Origin of the sequence: Pseudomonas sp. B2M1-30 (assembly GCF_025447575.1) — a bacterium.
Lineage (GTDB): Bacteria > Pseudomonadota > Gammaproteobacteria > Pseudomonadales > Pseudomonadaceae > Aquipseudomonas > Aquipseudomonas botevensis.
This window is the reverse complement of sequence record NZ_JAOEJT010000001.1, coordinates 525,705-540,610: the sequence shown is the minus strand read 5'-3', so window position 1 is coordinate 540,610 and position 14,906 is coordinate 525,705. Positions and strand designations below refer to the sequence as shown.

General features: G+C 60.7%; 16 protein-coding genes and 1 pseudogene. 10 read left to right on the top strand and 7 right to left on the bottom strand.

Features of this window, described 5'->3' with window-relative positions:
* Positions 1 to 52 precede the first annotated feature (52 nt).
* Both phoR and phoB read right to left on the bottom strand, forming a co-directional pair.
* On the bottom strand, positions 53 to 1,339 hold the full coding sequence (gene phoR, locus N8H74_RS02510; RefSeq protein ID WP_262146242.1) for a phosphate regulon sensor histidine kinase PhoR: 1,287 nt from the start codon (positions 1,337 to 1,339) through the stop codon (positions 53 to 55).
* Positions 1,340 to 1,413: 74 nt separating this feature from the next.
* A complete protein-coding gene (phoB, locus tag N8H74_RS02505) occupies positions 1,414 to 2,103 on the bottom strand; it encodes a phosphate regulon transcriptional regulator PhoB (RefSeq protein WP_003229608.1) in 690 nt (229 codons plus the stop codon).
* 151 nt (positions 2,104 to 2,254) lie between these two features.
* Between phoB and N8H74_RS02500 the strand changes: the two genes are divergently transcribed.
* Positions 2,255 to 2,638 carry a hypothetical protein gene (locus N8H74_RS02500; protein WP_217829180.1) on the top strand — a complete coding sequence of 128 codons (384 nt, stop codon included), beginning with the start codon at positions 2,255 to 2,257 and terminating at the stop codon, positions 2,636 to 2,638.
* A 52-nt stretch (positions 2,639 to 2,690) separates the two neighbouring features.
* Here N8H74_RS02500 and ubiA read toward each other — a convergent pair whose 3' ends face one another.
* Both ubiA and N8H74_RS02490 read right to left on the bottom strand, forming a co-directional pair.
* On the bottom strand, positions 2,691 to 3,581 hold the full coding sequence (gene ubiA / locus N8H74_RS02495) for a 4-hydroxybenzoate octaprenyltransferase (RefSeq protein WP_262146065.1): 891 nt from the start codon (positions 3,579 to 3,581) through the stop codon (positions 2,691 to 2,693).
* On the bottom strand, positions 3,581 to 4,144 hold the full coding sequence (locus tag N8H74_RS02490) for a chorismate lyase (RefSeq protein WP_262146063.1): 564 nt from the start codon (positions 4,142 to 4,144) through the stop codon (positions 3,581 to 3,583). Before N8H74_RS02490 ends, ubiA begins: the two co-directional genes overlap by 1 nt.
* 201 nt (positions 4,145 to 4,345) lie before the next feature.
* Here N8H74_RS02490 and N8H74_RS02485 point away from each other — a divergent pair, with 201 nt between their 5' ends.
* The 3 genes from N8H74_RS02485 to N8H74_RS02475 all read left to right on the top strand — a co-directional run bounded on the left by N8H74_RS02485 (position 4,346) and on the right by N8H74_RS02475 (position 6,148).
* A complete protein-coding gene (locus N8H74_RS02485; protein WP_084317722.1) occupies positions 4,346 to 4,513 on the top strand; it encodes a rubredoxin in 168 nt (55 codons plus the stop codon).
* Between the two features lie 20 nt (positions 4,514 to 4,533).
* Positions 4,534 to 5,682: an FAD-dependent oxidoreductase gene (locus N8H74_RS02480; RefSeq protein ID WP_262146062.1), complete on the top strand. Its 1,149-nt coding sequence runs from the start codon at positions 4,534 to 4,536 to the stop codon at positions 5,680 to 5,682.
* A gap of 190 nt (positions 5,683 to 5,872) precedes the next feature.
* Positions 5,873 to 6,148: an HU family DNA-binding protein gene (locus tag N8H74_RS02475; RefSeq protein WP_003213368.1), complete on the top strand. Its 276-nt coding sequence runs from the start codon at positions 5,873 to 5,875 to the stop codon at positions 6,146 to 6,148.
* 101 nt (positions 6,149 to 6,249) lie between these two features.
* Here N8H74_RS02475 and N8H74_RS02470 read toward each other — a convergent pair whose 3' ends face one another.
* From N8H74_RS02470 to N8H74_RS02460, 3 genes are read right to left on the bottom strand one after another with little or no spacing between them, the layout of a single operon-like run.
* Positions 6,250 to 7,194 (bottom strand): phosphatidate cytidylyltransferase, encoded by a 945-nt coding sequence (locus N8H74_RS02470; protein ID WP_262146061.1) that lies wholly within the window; start codon positions 7,192 to 7,194, stop codon positions 6,250 to 6,252.
* Complete coding sequence (locus tag N8H74_RS02465; RefSeq protein ID WP_262146060.1) at positions 7,191 to 7,790, bottom strand: lysophospholipid acyltransferase family protein; 600 nt, start codon at positions 7,788 to 7,790, stop codon at positions 7,191 to 7,193. Before N8H74_RS02465 ends, N8H74_RS02470 begins: the two co-directional genes overlap by 4 nt.
* Positions 7,777 to 8,409, bottom strand: coding sequence for a CDP-alcohol phosphatidyltransferase family protein (locus N8H74_RS02460; RefSeq protein ID WP_262146059.1), 633 nt, complete (start codon positions 8,407 to 8,409; stop codon positions 7,777 to 7,779). Before N8H74_RS02460 ends, N8H74_RS02465 begins: the two co-directional genes overlap by 14 nt.
* A 667-nt stretch (positions 8,410 to 9,076) precedes the next feature.
* Here N8H74_RS02460 and tssA point away from each other — a divergent pair.
* The 6 genes and pseudogenes from tssA to N8H74_RS02430 all read left to right on the top strand — a co-directional run bounded on the left by tssA (position 9,077) and on the right by N8H74_RS02430 (position 14,890).
* The gene (tssA, locus tag N8H74_RS02455; RefSeq protein ID WP_262146058.1) at positions 9,077 to 10,636 is read left to right on the top strand and encodes a type VI secretion system protein TssA; all 1,560 of its coding nucleotides are present in this window, start codon (positions 9,077 to 9,079) and stop codon (positions 10,634 to 10,636) included.
* A 32-nt stretch (positions 10,637 to 10,668) separates the two neighbouring features.
* Positions 10,669 to 11,172 (top strand): type VI secretion system contractile sheath small subunit, encoded by a 504-nt coding sequence (gene tssB, locus N8H74_RS02450; protein WP_217829188.1) that lies wholly within the window; start codon positions 10,669 to 10,671, stop codon positions 11,170 to 11,172.
* Positions 11,173 to 11,200: 28 nt separating this feature from the next.
* Positions 11,201 to 12,676 carry a type VI secretion system contractile sheath large subunit gene (gene tssC, locus N8H74_RS02445; protein WP_217829189.1) on the top strand — a complete coding sequence of 492 codons (1,476 nt, stop codon included), beginning with the start codon at positions 11,201 to 11,203 and terminating at the stop codon, positions 12,674 to 12,676.
* A 9-nt stretch (positions 12,677 to 12,685) separates the two neighbouring features.
* On the top strand, positions 12,686 to 13,093 hold the full coding sequence (tssE, locus tag N8H74_RS02440) for a type VI secretion system baseplate subunit TssE (protein WP_217829190.1): 408 nt from the start codon (positions 12,686 to 12,688) through the stop codon (positions 13,091 to 13,093).
* Positions 13,094 to 13,104: 11 nt separating this feature from the next.
* A pseudogene (locus N8H74_RS29320) lies at positions 13,105 to 13,398 on the top strand (PAAR domain-containing protein); the annotation flags it as partial.
* A gap of 1,108 nt (positions 13,399 to 14,506) precedes the next feature.
* Positions 14,507 to 14,890, top strand: coding sequence for a hypothetical protein (locus tag N8H74_RS02430; protein WP_262146055.1), 384 nt, complete (start codon positions 14,507 to 14,509; stop codon positions 14,888 to 14,890).
* The last annotated feature ends 16 nt before the right edge of the window (positions 14,891 to 14,906 follow it).

Below are 14,906 nucleotides of genomic sequence, written 5' to 3'. Positions count from 1 at the left end.
GCCAATGTAGCGGCTGACTTGGCGATTGCCTAGTGGTGTGTGCCCGTCGGTCTTACTCGGTGGCGCTGATCGCCCGCGCCTGAGCCACCTGGGCCGGGGCGAAATGGCAGGTGAACGTGCTGCCGTGACCCGGCACGCTGCTGATCTCCATCCGCGCCCGGTGGCGCAACAGCACATGCTTGACGATCGCCAGGCCCAGGCCGGTGCCGCCGGTGTTGGAGTTGCGGCTGGAGTCGACGCGGTAGAAGCGTTCGGTCAGGCGCGGCAGGTGTTTGGCGTCGATGCCGATCCCCGAGTCCTGCACGCTCAGGTGGGCGCCTTGCTCGTCGCCCCACCAGCGAATGCGGATATTGCCTTCGGATGGGGTGTATTTCACCGCGTTGAACACCAGATTGGAGAACGCGCTGCGCAACTCCGCCTCGCTGCCCTTGAGCTGAATCCGCGAGTCGGCTTCCAGGGTGATGCGCTGGTTTTTCTGGCCGGACAACTGCTGGGCGTCGCTCTTGATTGATTGCAGCAGGGTGTCGATCGGCACGGGCTGGTTGTCCGACGGGTAATCGGTGGCTTCCAGTTTGGCCAGCAACAGCAGGTCGTTGAGCAGGGTCTGCATGCGTCCGCCCTGTTGCTGCATCTGCTGCAGGGCGCGGCTCCAGCGCGGGTTCACGTCTTCGACGTTGTCGAGCAGGGTTTCCAGGTAGCCGCAGATCACGGTCAGTGGCGTGCGCAGTTCGTGGGAAACGTTGGCGATGAAGTCTTTGCGCATCTGTTCCAGTTGATGGATGCGCGTCACATCGCGCACCAACATCAGGTGCTCGTTGTTGCCGTAACGGGTGATGTACAGCTGGATGCGCATCCGGTCGTTGGTCGGCGACGGGATTTCCAGCGGCTCGGCGTAATTGTCCTGCTCGAAGTATTCCTTGAAGCGCGGATGGCGGACCAGGTTGGTCACGGGCTGGCCGCTGTCTTGCGGGGTCTTCAGGCCGAGCAGGGTTTCGGCGGCGCGGTTCCACCATTCCAGATTGCCCTCGCTGTCGAGCATGACGACGGCATCTTTCAGCGCGGCGGTGGACTCCTGGACCCGGTCGATCACCGCTTGCAGACGCCCGCGTACCCGTTGGTCGCGGCGTTGCAGGTGATAGATGCTGTCAAATACCTCGCCCCACAGGCCATAGCCATCGGGCGGTGCTTCATCGGGCTGATGCAGGCGCAGCCATTCGTGCAGACGCAGCAGCTGCTTGAGTGTCCAGGCCAGGTACAGGCCCAGGCCCGCCGCGAGGCTCCAGCCGTAATAGCCGGTGATCAGGCCGATCACCAGGCAGGCGGTGACCAGCAACAGCATGTGGCGAATCAGGGTGCCATGCCAGTTTTGGTTCACGGAAAATACGGTCCTTGTCTACGGGGCTGACGCTCGGATCAGGCTTTGGTAGAGAACCGGTAGCCAGTGCCGCGCACGGTTTGTACCAGATTTTCGTAGGCATCGCCGAGGGCTTTGCGCAGGCGGCGGATGTGGACGTCGACGGTGCGCTCCTCGACATAGACGTTGCCGCCCCAGACCTGATCCAGCAACTGGCCACGGGTGTAGGCGCGTTCCTGATGGGTCATGAAGAATTGCAGCAGACGGTATTCGGTCGGCCCCATCTCGGCCGGACGGCCGTCGATGGTCACGCGATGGCTGATCGGATCGAGCAGCAGGCCGCCGACTTCGATAGGCGCTTCGCCATCGGTCGGGCCGGCGCGGCGCAGTACGGCTTTGAGACGTGCAACCAGTTCGCGCGGGGAGAAAGGCTTGGTGATGTAGTCGTCGGCGCCGACTTCCAGACCCTGGATCTTGTTGTCCTCCTCGCCCTTGGCGGTGAGCATGATGATCGGGATGTCCCCGGTCAGTTCGTCACGCTTCAGGCGGCGGGCCAACTCGATGCCGGAGGTGCCGGGCAGCATCCAGTCGAGCAGGATCAGGTCCGGCTTGCGGTCGACGATGATGGCGTGGGCCTGCTGCGAGTTCTCGGCCTCAAGGCAGTCATAGCCGGCCATTTCCAACGCAACGGCGATCATTTCGCGAATGGGCGCTTCGTCGTCGACGATCAGAATGCTCCTGCCAACCATGCCTTAATCCTCTTGTCATTTAACTGTCTTGCGCCGCATTAGATAACGGAATTATTGCAGTCGTGTGACAGTATTTTAGTCCAGCGGCGATTGTGCGGATCCTGAACTAAGCTCTAAGTCCGAATCCTGACAACCACAAAAGAAGGTTTCCATGACTCAAATGACTGTTTCCCTCAAAGCCCTGTTGCTTGCTGCTGCCGTTGCTCTGCCGGGCATGGCGTTCGCCGCCGAACCGGCCATGATGAAAGACGGCATGATGGTCGATCACAAAGGCATGACCGTTTACACGTTCGACAAGGACGCTGGCGGCAAATCGATGTGCAACGGTGACTGCGCCAAGAACTGGCCGCCGATGATGGCGCCGGCGGGTGCCAAGGCTGAAGGCAAATGGACGGTCATCAAGCGCGATGACGGCATGATGCAATACGCCTACGACGGCAAGCCGCTGTACACCTTCGTGAAGGATGAAAAGCCTGGAGAAATGAAGGGCGATGGCATGAAAGACGTGTGGCACGTGGTTCACGAGCACAAGTAACCGCGAAACCCCTGTGGGAGCGGGCTCGCCTGCTCCCACATTCATTGGTGGATCAGCGCAGCGCGTAATCCAGGACGATGCCGACGAAGATCGCCAACCCGGCCCAGTGGTTGTGCAGGAACGCCTGGAAGCAACGCATCCGGTCCTTGTCGCGGGTGTACCAGAATTCCCAGGCGTAGCACCCGGCGGCCACCAGCAGGCTGAGGTGGAACCAGATCCCCAGTTCGAATTTCGACCCGGCCAGCAACAGGCAACCCAGTGACAAGGCCTGCAAGGTCAGGATGATCACCCGATCCGCCTCGCCGAACAGAATCGCCGTGGACTTCACGCCGATCTTCAAGTCGTCATCGCGGTCAGTCATCGCGTAATAAGTGTCGTAACCCACCGTCCACAGCAGGTTGGCGATGTACAGCAGCCACGCCGCCGCCGGCAGTTCACCGGTTTCGGCGGTGAACGCCATCGGCATGCCCCAGGAAAACGCTGCGCCCAGCACCACTTGCGGGTAATAGGTGTAGCGCTTCATGAACGGATAACTGAACGCCAGCGCCAGACCGCCGAGAGACAGCCAGATCGTGGCGGCATTGGTACACAGCACCAGCAGGAAGCTCACGCCCATCAGCAGCGCAAAGAACACCAGCGCCTCTTTCGAACTGATCTTGCCGGCCGCCAACGGACGTTGCGCGGTGCGTTTGACGTGGCCGTCGACCTTGCGGTCGGCCCAGTCGTTGATCACGCAACCGCCGGCGCGGGTCAGCACCACGCCGAGGACGAAGATCACGATGTTGGCCAGCGACGGCGAGCCTTTGCCGGCAATCCACAGTGCCCACAGCGTCGGCCAGAGCAGCAGATAAATGCCGATCGGCTTGTCCATGCGAGTCAACTGGATGAAGTCCCAGGCGCGCGGGTTCAAGCGGTTCAGCGACTTGAGCAGGCTCTGATACATCAGCGATTCTCCGCATGGGCGCGGGCGGCGTCCCACAGGCTCGGCAGGAAAATTTCCGCCACCAGCACACTCAGCGCGCCACGGTCGAAGCGCGAACGACGGCCCCACAGTTCGGGCGCTCGGGACGTTGGCGGCAACCACGCCTCAGGGTAATGACAGACTTCGATGGCGCGACGCTGGAAGGCGTGATCGCAGAACAGCAGTTCGCCCAGCGAGCGGCTGCCCAGTTCATCCATGTGCAAGCCGTCGCCCTGCAAGGCACTGCGCGACGCCACGCTGCGGGCAAACACCCAGGCCTCGCCGTGCCCGTGCAGATACACCTCGCGCACCCAGCCCTCGCTGCCTTCGGCCAGGTCCAGCGCCGCGCATTCGTCGGCACGCAACGCCTGCCAGCCTTCGAACAGTGGCGTGATGCTGAAGCCGTCATTCGACAGGCGGGTCAGGCGGCGGGTCAGGGAACCTTCATCGAACAGCCAGTCCAGCGTGGACGGGTCGGGGAGGGGCGTCAGGCTGTCCTGGGTCAGCCACAGCGGCGCCGGGAACGAGGAGTTTGAATGTTGCACAATGAGTCAGTATTGGCCGCAAATGAGGTGGCGAGCTTACCATGGCGGCCCGCGATATTGATTGACCCGGATGCCTGCATGCCGAACAGGCTTGCATCCGGGCGACGCGGTCAGTACAAAAACGCCTGAGCCGGATGGCAGCGCATCACCATCGACCGTCCGCGCCGGCAAAAAAAGCCTGAATCCTGAGGAAGTACCTGAATGAAGAAGTGGCAATGTGTGGTCTGCGGCCTGATCTACAACGAAGCCGACGGCTGGCCGGATGACGGCATTGCGCCGGGCACCGCCTGGCAGGACGTGCCGGAAGACTGGCTGTGCCCCGACTGTGGCGTCGGCAAAATGGACTTCGAAATGATCGAAATCAACTGAGAAAAACTGAGGAGTAGGGCATGAGCGCACCTGTCGTAATCGTTGGCACCGGGCTTGCGGGTTACAACCTGGCCCGGGAGTTTCGCAAGCTCGATGGCGAAACCCCGCTGCTGCTGATTACCGCCGATGACGGACGCTCCTACTCCAAGCCGATGCTCTCCACCGGTTTCGGCAAGAACAAGGACGCCGACGGCCTGAGCATGGCCGAACCGGGCGCCATGGCCGAACAGTTGAAGGCCGAGGTGCGTACTCACACTCGCATCAGCGGCATCGATCCGGGCCACAAACGCCTGTGGATCGGCGAGGAAGCGGTGAGCTACCGCGACCTGATCCTCGCCTGGGGCGCGGAAACCGTGCGTGTGCCGATCGAAGGTGATGCGGCGCAGCTGGTATTCCCGATCAATGATCTCGAAGACTATGCGCGCTTTCGGGCGGCGGTGGCGGGCAAGCGCCGGGTGCTGCTGCTCGGTGCCGGTCTGATCGGCTGCGAGTTCGCCAACGACCTGATCCTGGGTGGCTACGAAGTGCAACTGGTCGCCCCGTGCGAGCAGGTGATGCCGACCCTGCTGCACCCGGCCGCTGCGGCGGCGGTGCAGGCCGGGCTGGAGAGCCTCGGGGCGCGTTTCCATCTCGGCCCGGTGCTGACGCGCCTGCAAAAGGTCGCCGATGGCCTGGAAGCGCACCTGTCCGACGGCCAGACCATCGCCTGCGATGTGGTGGTGTCGGCCATCGGCCTGCGTCCCCGGATCGATCTGGCGGCGGCTGCCGGGATTCAGGTCAATCGCGGCGTGGTCGTCGACCGGCACCTGCAAACCTCCCACGCCAACATCTACGCCCTGGGCGACTGTGCCGAGGTCGATGGGCTGAATCTGCTGTACGTGATGCCCCTCATGAGCTGTGCGAGAGCGCTGGCACAAACCCTGGCGGGAAACCCGACCGCCGTGAATTACGGCCCGATGCCGATCACTGTGAAGACCCCGGTCTGTCCGTTGGTGGTGTCGCCGCCGCCACGGGGCGCCGAAGGCATCTGGACGGTGGAGGGGCAGGGCGCGGACATCAAGGCCCTGTGTCACGACGCCGGCGGGCAATTGCTCGGTTACGCGCTGACGGGTGCGGCGGTCATGGAAAAACTCGCTCTGAACAAGCAGCTTCCGGCCCTGCTGGCGTAAATACCGGTCGTTCTGTCGGAATCACCCCGCTTTTGCCCCTACAAAGGTCGCCCTGAGACTGGCGCCGCCCCGGTGGGCGTGCCATCCTCACTCCCGTCTGCCGCAGAGTAGAGCCTGCGGCGCCTTGGGCGCTGTTCCAACGAGAACAGCACGGACATAACAACAAAAAACCGTCAAAGGGGCTTCACTAATGCGTAAACCAGAACTCGCCGCTGCAATCGCTGAAAAAGCGGATCTGACCAAAGAGCAGGCCAACCGCGTTCTCAATGCCGTTCTCGAAGAAATCACCGGCGCCCTGCACCGCAAGGACAGCGTCACGCTCGTCGGCTTCGGCACCTTCCTGCAACGCCATCGCGGTGCCCGTACCGGCAAAAACCCGCAAACCGGCGAGCCGGTGAAGATCAAGGCCAGCAACACCGTTGCGTTCAAGCCAGGCAAATCGTTGAAAGACAGCGTCAACCCGTAATTACGGCGCACTCCCTGAATAACGGGGAGAACCGTAATTAAAAAATGGGCATGCCGACTGCGTCGGATGCCCATTTTTTGTGCCTGTCGCCATTGTCTGGATCAGGCCGAGAAGAAGTACCGGGTCAGGTGGAAGAAAATCGGCGCGGCGAAACAGATCGAATCCATCCGGTCGAGCATGCCGCCGTGGCCCTTGATCATCGTGCCCCAGTCCTTGGCGCTCAGGCTGCGCTTGATGGCGGACATCACCAGCCCGCCAAGGAAACCCATCACCACGATGACCAGCGACATCAGCAGCGACTCCCAGAAGCTGAAGGGGGTCATCCAGAACATGCAGCCGCCGATCAGCGTGGCCGACAGGCCGCCACCGACCAATCCTTCCACGGTTTTCGACGGGCTCACCAACGGCGCGACCTTGCGTTTGCCGAACAGCTTGCCGAACACGTACTGCAGCACGTCGCTCATCTGCACCACGAACACCAGATAGAACAGCAGTAAAGCGTTCTGCCCGTGGAAGCCTTGCAGGTCCAGCAACAGCAGCGCCGGAGCGTGGCTGATGCAGTAGATGCAGATCATCACGCCCCACTGGATCTTCGCCGTGCGCTCCAGGAAACCCTCGGTGTCCTGGCTCAGGACGGCGATCGCCGGCAGCAGCAGGAAGGCATACACCGGCACCAGCAAGGTGAACATCGAATACCAGTGCGTGCCGATCAGGAGGTATTGCAGCGGGATCAGGATGAAAAACGCCGAGAACAACGCATTGTGGTCGCCGCGCGCTGTGGGCGTCAGGGTGATGAACTCGCGCAGTGCGAACAGGGAAATGAAGCCGAACAGCACCACCGTGGCGTTGGGGCCGAGCAGCCACGACACGAAGAAAATGATCACCATCCCCCACCAGGCATTCACCCGCTGGTTGAGGTTTTCGATGGTCGCGATCGAGCTCTCGGACTTGGCCCGTCGGGCCAGGACGCGACCGATCAGCGAAGCCACCGCCAACAGGCAGGCGATTGCCGCGAAGAACCAGAGGAACTTGGTTTCCAGACTCATTTCGACAACCTCACGATGGCTTCACGCGCGCGCTCCAGGAACGCCTGTTTCTCTTCGCCGGCCATCCGTGGCAGCGGGTCGCCGATGCGGATCGTGCAGATGATCGGCAGCGGTACGTGTTTGCCCTTGGGCATCGAGCGATGCAGGTTTTCCAGGTAGATCGGCACCAGATCGACCTCGGGAAAGGTCTCGGCCAGACGGAAGATTCCGGATTTGAACGCCCCCGGCAGCGGTTGGGTGGAGCGGGTGCCTTCGGGGAAAATGATGATCGAGTGGCCGGCGCGCACCACCTCGAAAATCGGCTCCAGCACGTTGGTGCCCGGTGCCGGGTTGCGCTCGATCAGTACCGCGTTCAAGCCTTTCTGGGAGATATACGACAGAAAGCGGTTCTTGCCCCAATAGTCGGCGGCAGCCACCGGTTTCACGTTCAGCCGAGCCTCCGGCGGCAACGCGGCAATGATCGCCAGGGTGTCCATGTGGCTGGTGTGGTTGGCGTAGTAGATGCGCTGGCGTGTGAGGTCCGGCGGGCTTTCCCAGCGCGCGGTCACACCGATCAAGAAGCGCAGCACTGAAATCAGCGCATTACTGATCCACATGGGCATTCCCCTTCAGTTGGCTGGAGATCGCCAGCGTACGGGTGATGCAGGTCGCGACCGAGCCGATGGCGATGATCGTCAGCGCGATCAACAGGACGTAGTGCGTGTCGTAAACGCGCGTCTCGACCATGTTCAACAGCAGCCCCACGGTTATCACCGCCATTCGATGCTGCTTGGCCATTGGCCCCATGAAATTCTGCTTGAGCCCGAGAGAGCCGCCGAATACCCGGATGTAGGCCGTCAGCGCGGCGACCAGCGCGGCGAACCAGCCGAGGTCGGACTGGCCGATGGCATAACCCAGCCCGACGATCAGCAGGCTGTCCGCCACCCGGTCCGGAAACTCGTTGTACAGGCTGCCAATGGCCGATTGCTTGCCGCCCTCGATGGCCACCATCCCGTCGAACAGGTTGCACAGCAAGCGCAGTTGAATGCCGATGATGCAAAGGATCGAACCGGTCACGCCGATATCGATGTTCAGCGTCAGCGCGCCGAACAGCGCGAAGAGCATGCTGACGACGGAAATCTGGTTGGGGGAAATATCGCGTTTCACCAGCGTCTCGGTGAAACGTTTCGCCCAGCCCGCTGAACGGGTCTTGATTGGCCTTCTGTTTTCATCCATTTGCAATGTCCATATTCAATGATGGGCGCTCGTCACTTGACGTCGCCGGGCGACAATATAATGACTTTTTGCGCGGACGACGCAGGTGGCTTGGGAAACAAATTGATGTAAGAACATTCCTCGGTATTTGTCAGAGAAAATCTCGATAAGATTTCCGCATGATCAAGGCAAATCGGCGTTTATTGTCGCGTTATGAAGTTTTGCTGTTTTAAGTGACATCAAAATGATGGCACTTTTAGTTCCGGCTGATGTCGTTCCGAATTCGTCGATAGATAAGCGCCTTCTTTCGGAAGATTCCTACTTCTATTTCTTTCAAGAGTTGGCATGCTTTGCGACAGGTTTTGGCACGAACGTTCGAAGTGTATTGGGGGTGAACGGTGGGGCGCTCTAGGTCAATGGTTGCAGGGGATTTCGGGGAATGGAGGGGATATAAGTCGCTCTCGGGGAATCCCCTGCGATATATAGGGCGATCTCCTACAGCTGACGTTGAACACTTCGTCTTGTTGTTTAATCAGATGCTTGCTAGTGGCCATCATACTGATTACGATGCGCGCTCTTGATAGAGCACAAAACTCAAACGGATGAGTCGCTTCACCGCTCTTCGATACTGTCCGCGCCGTTGCAACTCCAATAGGCGCCCGACCGTTATCCAAATAAAAGGCCATGGATGTCCTACTCAAGCAAACTTTCCGCCCATTACCTCGAACTCGCAAAAGTCTCTGTTTCCAAAGAGAATTTCGCGGGCGAAGACGTTCGTTTTTCGAGCGAATTCGAGGCCCTGGAAAGCGAGCTCGCCAAAGCCTCGTCGATGCACGAAAGCGGCCAGATCGACTGGCTGAAAATCCGCGAAAACAGCGAATCCCTGCTGCGTACCCAATCCAAGGATCTACGTGTCGGCGCCTGGCTGACCTGGGCGTTGTACCAGCGTGAATCCTTCCCCGGCCTGCTGGCCGGCCTTGGTTTTCTGCACCACCTGTCGGAAAACAACTGGGCCGACGTTCACCCGCTCAAACCCCGCACCCGGGCCGCCGCCGTTGGCTGGCTGGTGCCGAAGCTCGAGCAGGTCATCACCGAAAACGTTGCGATCAAGGAACAGCTGCCGATGTTCCGGCAACTGTCCGAGCATCTGGAAGGCCTCGACGCCGCCTGCTCCCAACACCTGGGCGATGAGGCGCCCCTGCTGCTGCCGATCTCCCGCCGCCTGAAAACCATGATCCAGCGTGCCGCCGACAATCAGCCGGCGCCCGGTGTCGTGGGCGCGGCGGTCGCGCAGGTCAAGCAGGCCGCGACCCAGTTGCTCACCCCCGGCGCGCCGATCGACAACGAGAAAGACGCCTACAAGGCATTGCGCGCCCAGCAAGAAAGCGCCCGGCCGCTGTGCGCCTGGTGGCTCAAGCAGAAGGCCACCGACCTGCGCGCCCTGCGCCTGAACCGCACCCTGCTCTGGCTGCCGATCGACGTGGTGCCGGAGCGCAACGCCGAGCAGATCACCGTGCTGCGTGGCCTGCCGATCGAGAAACTAAAGCTCTATCAGGACCGCTTCGACCAGGGCAAATACGCCGACCTGCTGGTGGAACTGGAGGCGAGCCTGGCGAAGGCACCGTTCTGGTTCGATGGCCAGAGGATAGTCTGGGAATGCCTCCAGAACCTCAACGCCGAGATGGCTATGCGCGAAGTGGAAATCCACTTCGCGCTTTTGGTTCAGCGCCTGCCAGGTATCGCCGAGCTGCGCTTCCATGACGGCGCGCCGTTCGCCGATCCGGCCACCCGGGCGTGGATCGCCGCCAACGTCATGCCGCACCTGCAAAGCGCCAGCGCGCCGCGCAAGGTCGAGGTCGATGTCGCGACCCAGCCCGCGTGGGAAAAGGCCCTCGAAGACGTCATGCCGATCCTGCGCAAGGACGGCCTCAAGACGGCCGTGCAGACTCTCAAGCAGGGTCTGCAGTCCGCCCATGGCGGGCGCGAGCGCTTCTTCTGGCAGTTCGCCCTCGCGCGGCTGTGCTTCATGGCCAAGAAGTACGAACTGGCCAAGAACCAGCTCGAAACCCTCGATCAGACATTACAGGACTCAGGCCTGCACGCCTGGGAGCCCGATCTTGCATTGGAAGTGCTGCACCTGCTGCACAGTTGCTGCGAGTTGTTGCCGCAGAACCATGCAGTGCGTGAACGCAAGGAAGAGATTTATCGCAGGCTGTGCCACCTCGACCTCGAAGTGGTACTCGAATAGGCCCCAGGGCCACAACCGCAAGGAGAAAAGCCATGGCCAAAGAAGGCTCGGTCGCCCCCAAGGAACGCATCAACGTCACCTTCAAACCCGCTACCGGCGGTGCTCAGGAAGAGATTGAACTGCCGCTGAAACTGCTGGCAATCGGTGACTACACCCACCGCAAGGACGATCGCAAGATCGAGGATCGCAAGCCGATCAGCATCGACAAGATGACCTTCGACGAAGTGCTCTCCAAGCAAGAGCTGAGCCTGACGCTGAGCGTGCCGAACCGTCTGCAGGAAGATGGCGAGGCCGATGAGCTGGCTGTGCAACTGCGCGTCAACTCGATGAAGGACTTCAACCCGGCCAGCCTGGTCGAGCAAGTGCCTGAGCTGAAGAAACTGATGGAACTGCGCGACGCGCTGGTGGCCCTCAAAGGCCCGCTGGGTAACGCCCCTGCGTTCCGTAAAGCCATCGAAGGCGTGCTCGCCGACGATGAATCCCGTGGTCGCGTACTCGGTGAGCTGGGCCTGAACGCCGCAGCCCCGGACGCCTGAGACTAGAGCAGCCAAGGAAGCCAACACAATGAGCACTAGCGCAGCACAACAGAACGCCGCCGAAAACGGCGAGTACAGCATTCTCGACAGCATCATCGCCGAAACCCGCCTGACCCCGGACGACGAAGCCTACGACATCGCCAAGCGCGGTGTGTCGGCGTTCATCGAAGAGTTGCTCAAGCCGCAGAACAACGGCGAGCCGGTCAAGAAAGCCATGGTTGACCGCATGATCGCCGAGATCGATGCCAAGCTCAGCCGTCAGATGGACGAAATCCTGCACCACCCGGACTTCCAGTCGCTGGAGTCGTCGTGGCGTGGCCTGCAACTGCTGGTCGACCGCACCAACTTCCGCGAAAACATCAAGATCGAAATCCTCAACGTCTCCAAAGACGACCTGCTGGACGATTTCGAAGACTCGCCGGAAGTCATGCAGTCGGGCCTGTACAAGCACATCTACACCGCTGAATACGGCCAGTTCGGTGGTCAGCCGGTTGGTGCGATCATCGCCAACTACTACCTGTCCCCAAGCTCGCCGGACGTGAAGCTGATGCAGTACGTGGCCAGCGTATCCTGCATGTCCCACGCGCCGTTCATCGCTGCTGCCGGCCCGAAATTCTTCGGCCTGGAAAGCTTCACCGGCCTGCCGGATCTGAAAGATCTGAAAGACCACTTCGAAGGCCCGCAATTCACCAAATGGCAGAGCTTCCGTACCTCGGAAGACTCCCGCTACGTTGGCCTGACCGTGCCGCGTTTCCTGCTGCGCAACCCGTACGACCCGGAAGAAAACCCGGTCAAGTCGTTCGTGTACAAGGAAACCGTTGCCAACAGCCACGAGCACTACCTGTGGGGCAACACCGCGTTCGCGTTCGGCACCAAGCTGACCGACAGCTTCGCCAAATTCCGCTGGTGCCCGAACATCATCGGCCCGCAGAGCGGTGGTGCTGTTGAAGACCTGCCGCTGCACCATTTCGAAAGCATGGGCGAAATCGAAACCAAGATTCCTACCGAGGTTCTGGTTTCCGACCGTCGTGAATACGAACTGGCCGAGGAAGGCTTCATCTCCCTGACCATGCGCAAAGGCTCCGACAACGCGGCGTTCTTCTCCGCCAGCTCGGTGCAGAAGCCGAAGTTCTTCGGCATCAGCGCAGAAGGCAAGGCGGCAGAGCTGAACTACAAGCTCGGCACCCAACTGCCGTACATGATGATCGTCAACCGCCTGGCTCACTACCTCAAAGTGCTGCAGCGCGAGCAACTCGGTTCGTGGAAAGAACGTACCGACCTCGAGCTGGAACTGAACAAGTGGATCCGCCAGTACGTGGCCGACCAGGAAAACCCGAGCGCCGAAGTGCGTGGCCGTCGTCCGCTGCGCGCTGCGCAAGTGATCGTCAGCGACGTTGAAGGCGAGCCGGGCTGGTATCGCGTCAGCCTGAACGTGCGTCCGCACTTCAAGTACATGGGTGCCGATTTCACCCTGTCGCTGGTTGGCAAGCTGGACAAAGAGTAAGAGCGACTCATGGACGGATACGGCAGCCTTTTCGAACGCCTGAACGGCGATGCGGATCAACGCGCCGGCTGGAGCCGCGAGGCTTCGGCCATGGCGTCGGTGGCTGCCCATCTGGCCAAAATGCTCAGCACCCGGGCGGGCAGCGTGCAAACGCTGTCCGACTACGGGTTGCCCGATCTCAATGACATGCGCCTGAGCCTGCACGACTCCCTGAGTCAGGCCCGCCTGGCCATCGAAAGCTTCATCGAAGCCTACGAACCGCGCCTGAGCAACGTGCGTGTCATCTCCCTGCCGCGTGATCACGATCAGCTTCGCCTGGCCTTCAGCATCGAAGGCCTGCTGGAAGTGGATGGTTTCAAGCGTCAGGTCAGTTTTTCCGCGCGCCTGGATGGCAGCGGTCAAGTGAAGGTCAAGTAAGGAGAATCCCGATGTCCGGTAAACCCGCAGCACGCGTATCCGACCCCACCGCTTGCCCGCTCCCAGGCCACGGCACCAACCCGATCGCCGCCGGTTCCGGCGACGTGTTCTTCGACGGCCTCGCGGCCGCCCGCCAAGGCGATGCCTCGGCGTGTGGTGGTGCGCTGGTCGGCGACCTTGCCACTACGGTTCTGATCAATGGCAAACCGGCTGCGACCGTAGGCTCGGTGGGAGCGCACGGGAACAAGGTTACGGCCGGTTCCGGGACGGTAATTATCGGGAATTCGCATTCGCCGGCGCCGTTTTCGGGGCTTGCCGCCCTTGCGGTCGCCGCTGCTCTGGATTACCGACTGGGTCTGAAATCGGGTGGCAACTCGGTTCTGACGCCGCTGGAGATACCGGACTTCGATGAGCTGAAATCCGGAGCATCGAAAAACCGTGAGCTTGTCGACTTCGTCGTCGAGAACCGCATGGATGCGGCAGACAGTGTGAAGCTGGAAGTCCTGGATGGTGAAAAGCCGGTCTACACCGAAGCCAATACCGCCCCGTTCTTGCCCCCTGGCAAGCATCCGTGGCAATGGGATGGGTACGACACTGCCGGCATCCTCGACACCAAAATCCTGAAAAGCCCGAACCTCAAAGTCCGCCTGACCGCGACCGGAGCGGGCAAGCAGCAAGTCACCGAAGTGAAGCTCGCTTGTTCGGCTGAAGAGGTGAAATGGGTCGATGTGCGTATTGATCGCAATGCCAAGACCGTGGAAGTGACACTGCGCCCGAGCTTCTCGGAGGGTGGCAGCAGTGGTTCCACGCCTGGCCTGATGCCTACGCCATTCAGCACTTTGCTGGATTGGGCGAAGGAAGGCATCGAATTGTATTGGTCGCGCAATGGTTCGCGCGGTGGTGGTATTGCCGAAGGGATCACGACCAGCAAAGGCGTCTACAAAGTCACGGTCAAGGCCGAGGTGAATGTCGAACCCAAGGCCGGGAACTTCCCGTTGATTGATTCGTTGGCCAAGGACTTTGGCCGTTCGACCAGCCTGGCGATTGCCCGGAAGGTCTATCACAACGCCGGCTATGCCTTTGACCAACTCGTCAGGCGTCAAGGCCTTACGGCTGCGGATGCTGCCAACTATGCACAGGAAGAGTTCAAAGAGACCTCGGCCCATGAATTCGGGCATCTGATTCTCAACGAATACGGGGGTGGGCTGATCCCCAACTACTCGTGGACGCACAAAGAAACGTCAACGTTGATGCAAAACCCCAAGGCAAACCACCCGACACCAAACACGGGCGAGGTGGATGTCATGCATTACTTCAGCAGTTACACCCAGACGGCCAACAACCTGCAGAAGCGCATGGCCGCCTCTGAACAGGACGTGAAAAGCCTGCTTTGGCTGGCCAGGGTTGAATTCGATGACTAGGTTCGCCGGTTTTATCCTGCTGTTTGTCTCCCTGTACGGCTGCGCTGCGCAACAGGTCTACAACAACCATGTGTATATGGAAAACCGTTGTGGCCAGCCACTCGAGATGAAGATTTCCAACAGCTCAAACATGCACTCACTGGATCGCAACCTGACGGTTAAAGCAGGCGCGCGCGCGCTCGTGGCGAGTTTTGCCTCTTACGGTGAAGACGTGATCGAACAGATCCCGAGCAACTATCAGCTGACCATCAACGACGCTGCGGGCAGTAAATCCATTGACGCCACTCAGTTGAAACAGCGCCTGGCAGTCGTCGAGAAAGTCACTGAAGGGACCCAGCGAGAGTGGACGATCCGTGAGGCTTCGATCTGCCCATGAAGCGTTTTTTCGGATC

Coding starts and splice junctions, on each gene's coding strand:
- tssA (WP_262146058.1), top strand. CDS start 9,077: ATGTCCTACTCAAGCAAACTTTCCGCCCATTACCTCGAACTCGCAAAA.
- N8H74_RS02480 (WP_262146062.1), top strand. CDS start 4,534: ATGAGCGCACCTGTCGTAATCGTTGGCACCGGGCTTGCGGGTTACAAC.
- N8H74_RS02460 (WP_262146059.1), bottom strand. CDS start 8,409: ATGGATGAAAACAGAAGGCCAATCAAGACCCGTTCAGCGGGCTGGGCG.
- phoR (WP_262146242.1), bottom strand. CDS start 1,339: ATGCTGTTGCTGGTCACCGCCTGCCTGGTGATCGGCCTGATCACCGGC.
- N8H74_RS02430 (WP_262146055.1), top strand. CDS start 14,507: ATGACTAGGTTCGCCGGTTTTATCCTGCTGTTTGTCTCCCTGTACGGC.
- tssB (WP_217829188.1), top strand. CDS start 10,669: ATGGCCAAAGAAGGCTCGGTCGCCCCCAAGGAACGCATCAACGTCACC.
- N8H74_RS02470 (WP_262146061.1), bottom strand. CDS start 7,194: ATGAGTCTGGAAACCAAGTTCCTCTGGTTCTTCGCGGCAATCGCCTGC.
- phoB (WP_003229608.1), bottom strand. CDS start 2,103: ATGGTTGGCAGGAGCATTCTGATCGTCGACGACGAAGCGCCCATTCGC.
- tssC (WP_217829189.1), top strand. CDS start 11,201: ATGAGCACTAGCGCAGCACAACAGAACGCCGCCGAAAACGGCGAGTAC.
- N8H74_RS02465 (WP_262146060.1), bottom strand. CDS start 7,790: ATGTGGATCAGTAATGCGCTGATTTCAGTGCTGCGCTTCTTGATCGGT.
- tssE (WP_217829190.1), top strand. CDS start 12,686: ATGGACGGATACGGCAGCCTTTTCGAACGCCTGAACGGCGATGCGGAT.
- ubiA (WP_262146065.1), bottom strand. CDS start 3,581: ATGTATCAGAGCCTGCTCAAGTCGCTGAACCGCTTGAACCCGCGCGCC.
- N8H74_RS02475 (WP_003213368.1), top strand. CDS start 5,873: ATGCGTAAACCAGAACTCGCCGCTGCAATCGCTGAAAAAGCGGATCTG.
- N8H74_RS02485 (WP_084317722.1), top strand. CDS start 4,346: ATGAAGAAGTGGCAATGTGTGGTCTGCGGCCTGATCTACAACGAAGCC.
- N8H74_RS02500 (WP_217829180.1), top strand. CDS start 2,255: ATGACTCAAATGACTGTTTCCCTCAAAGCCCTGTTGCTTGCTGCTGCC.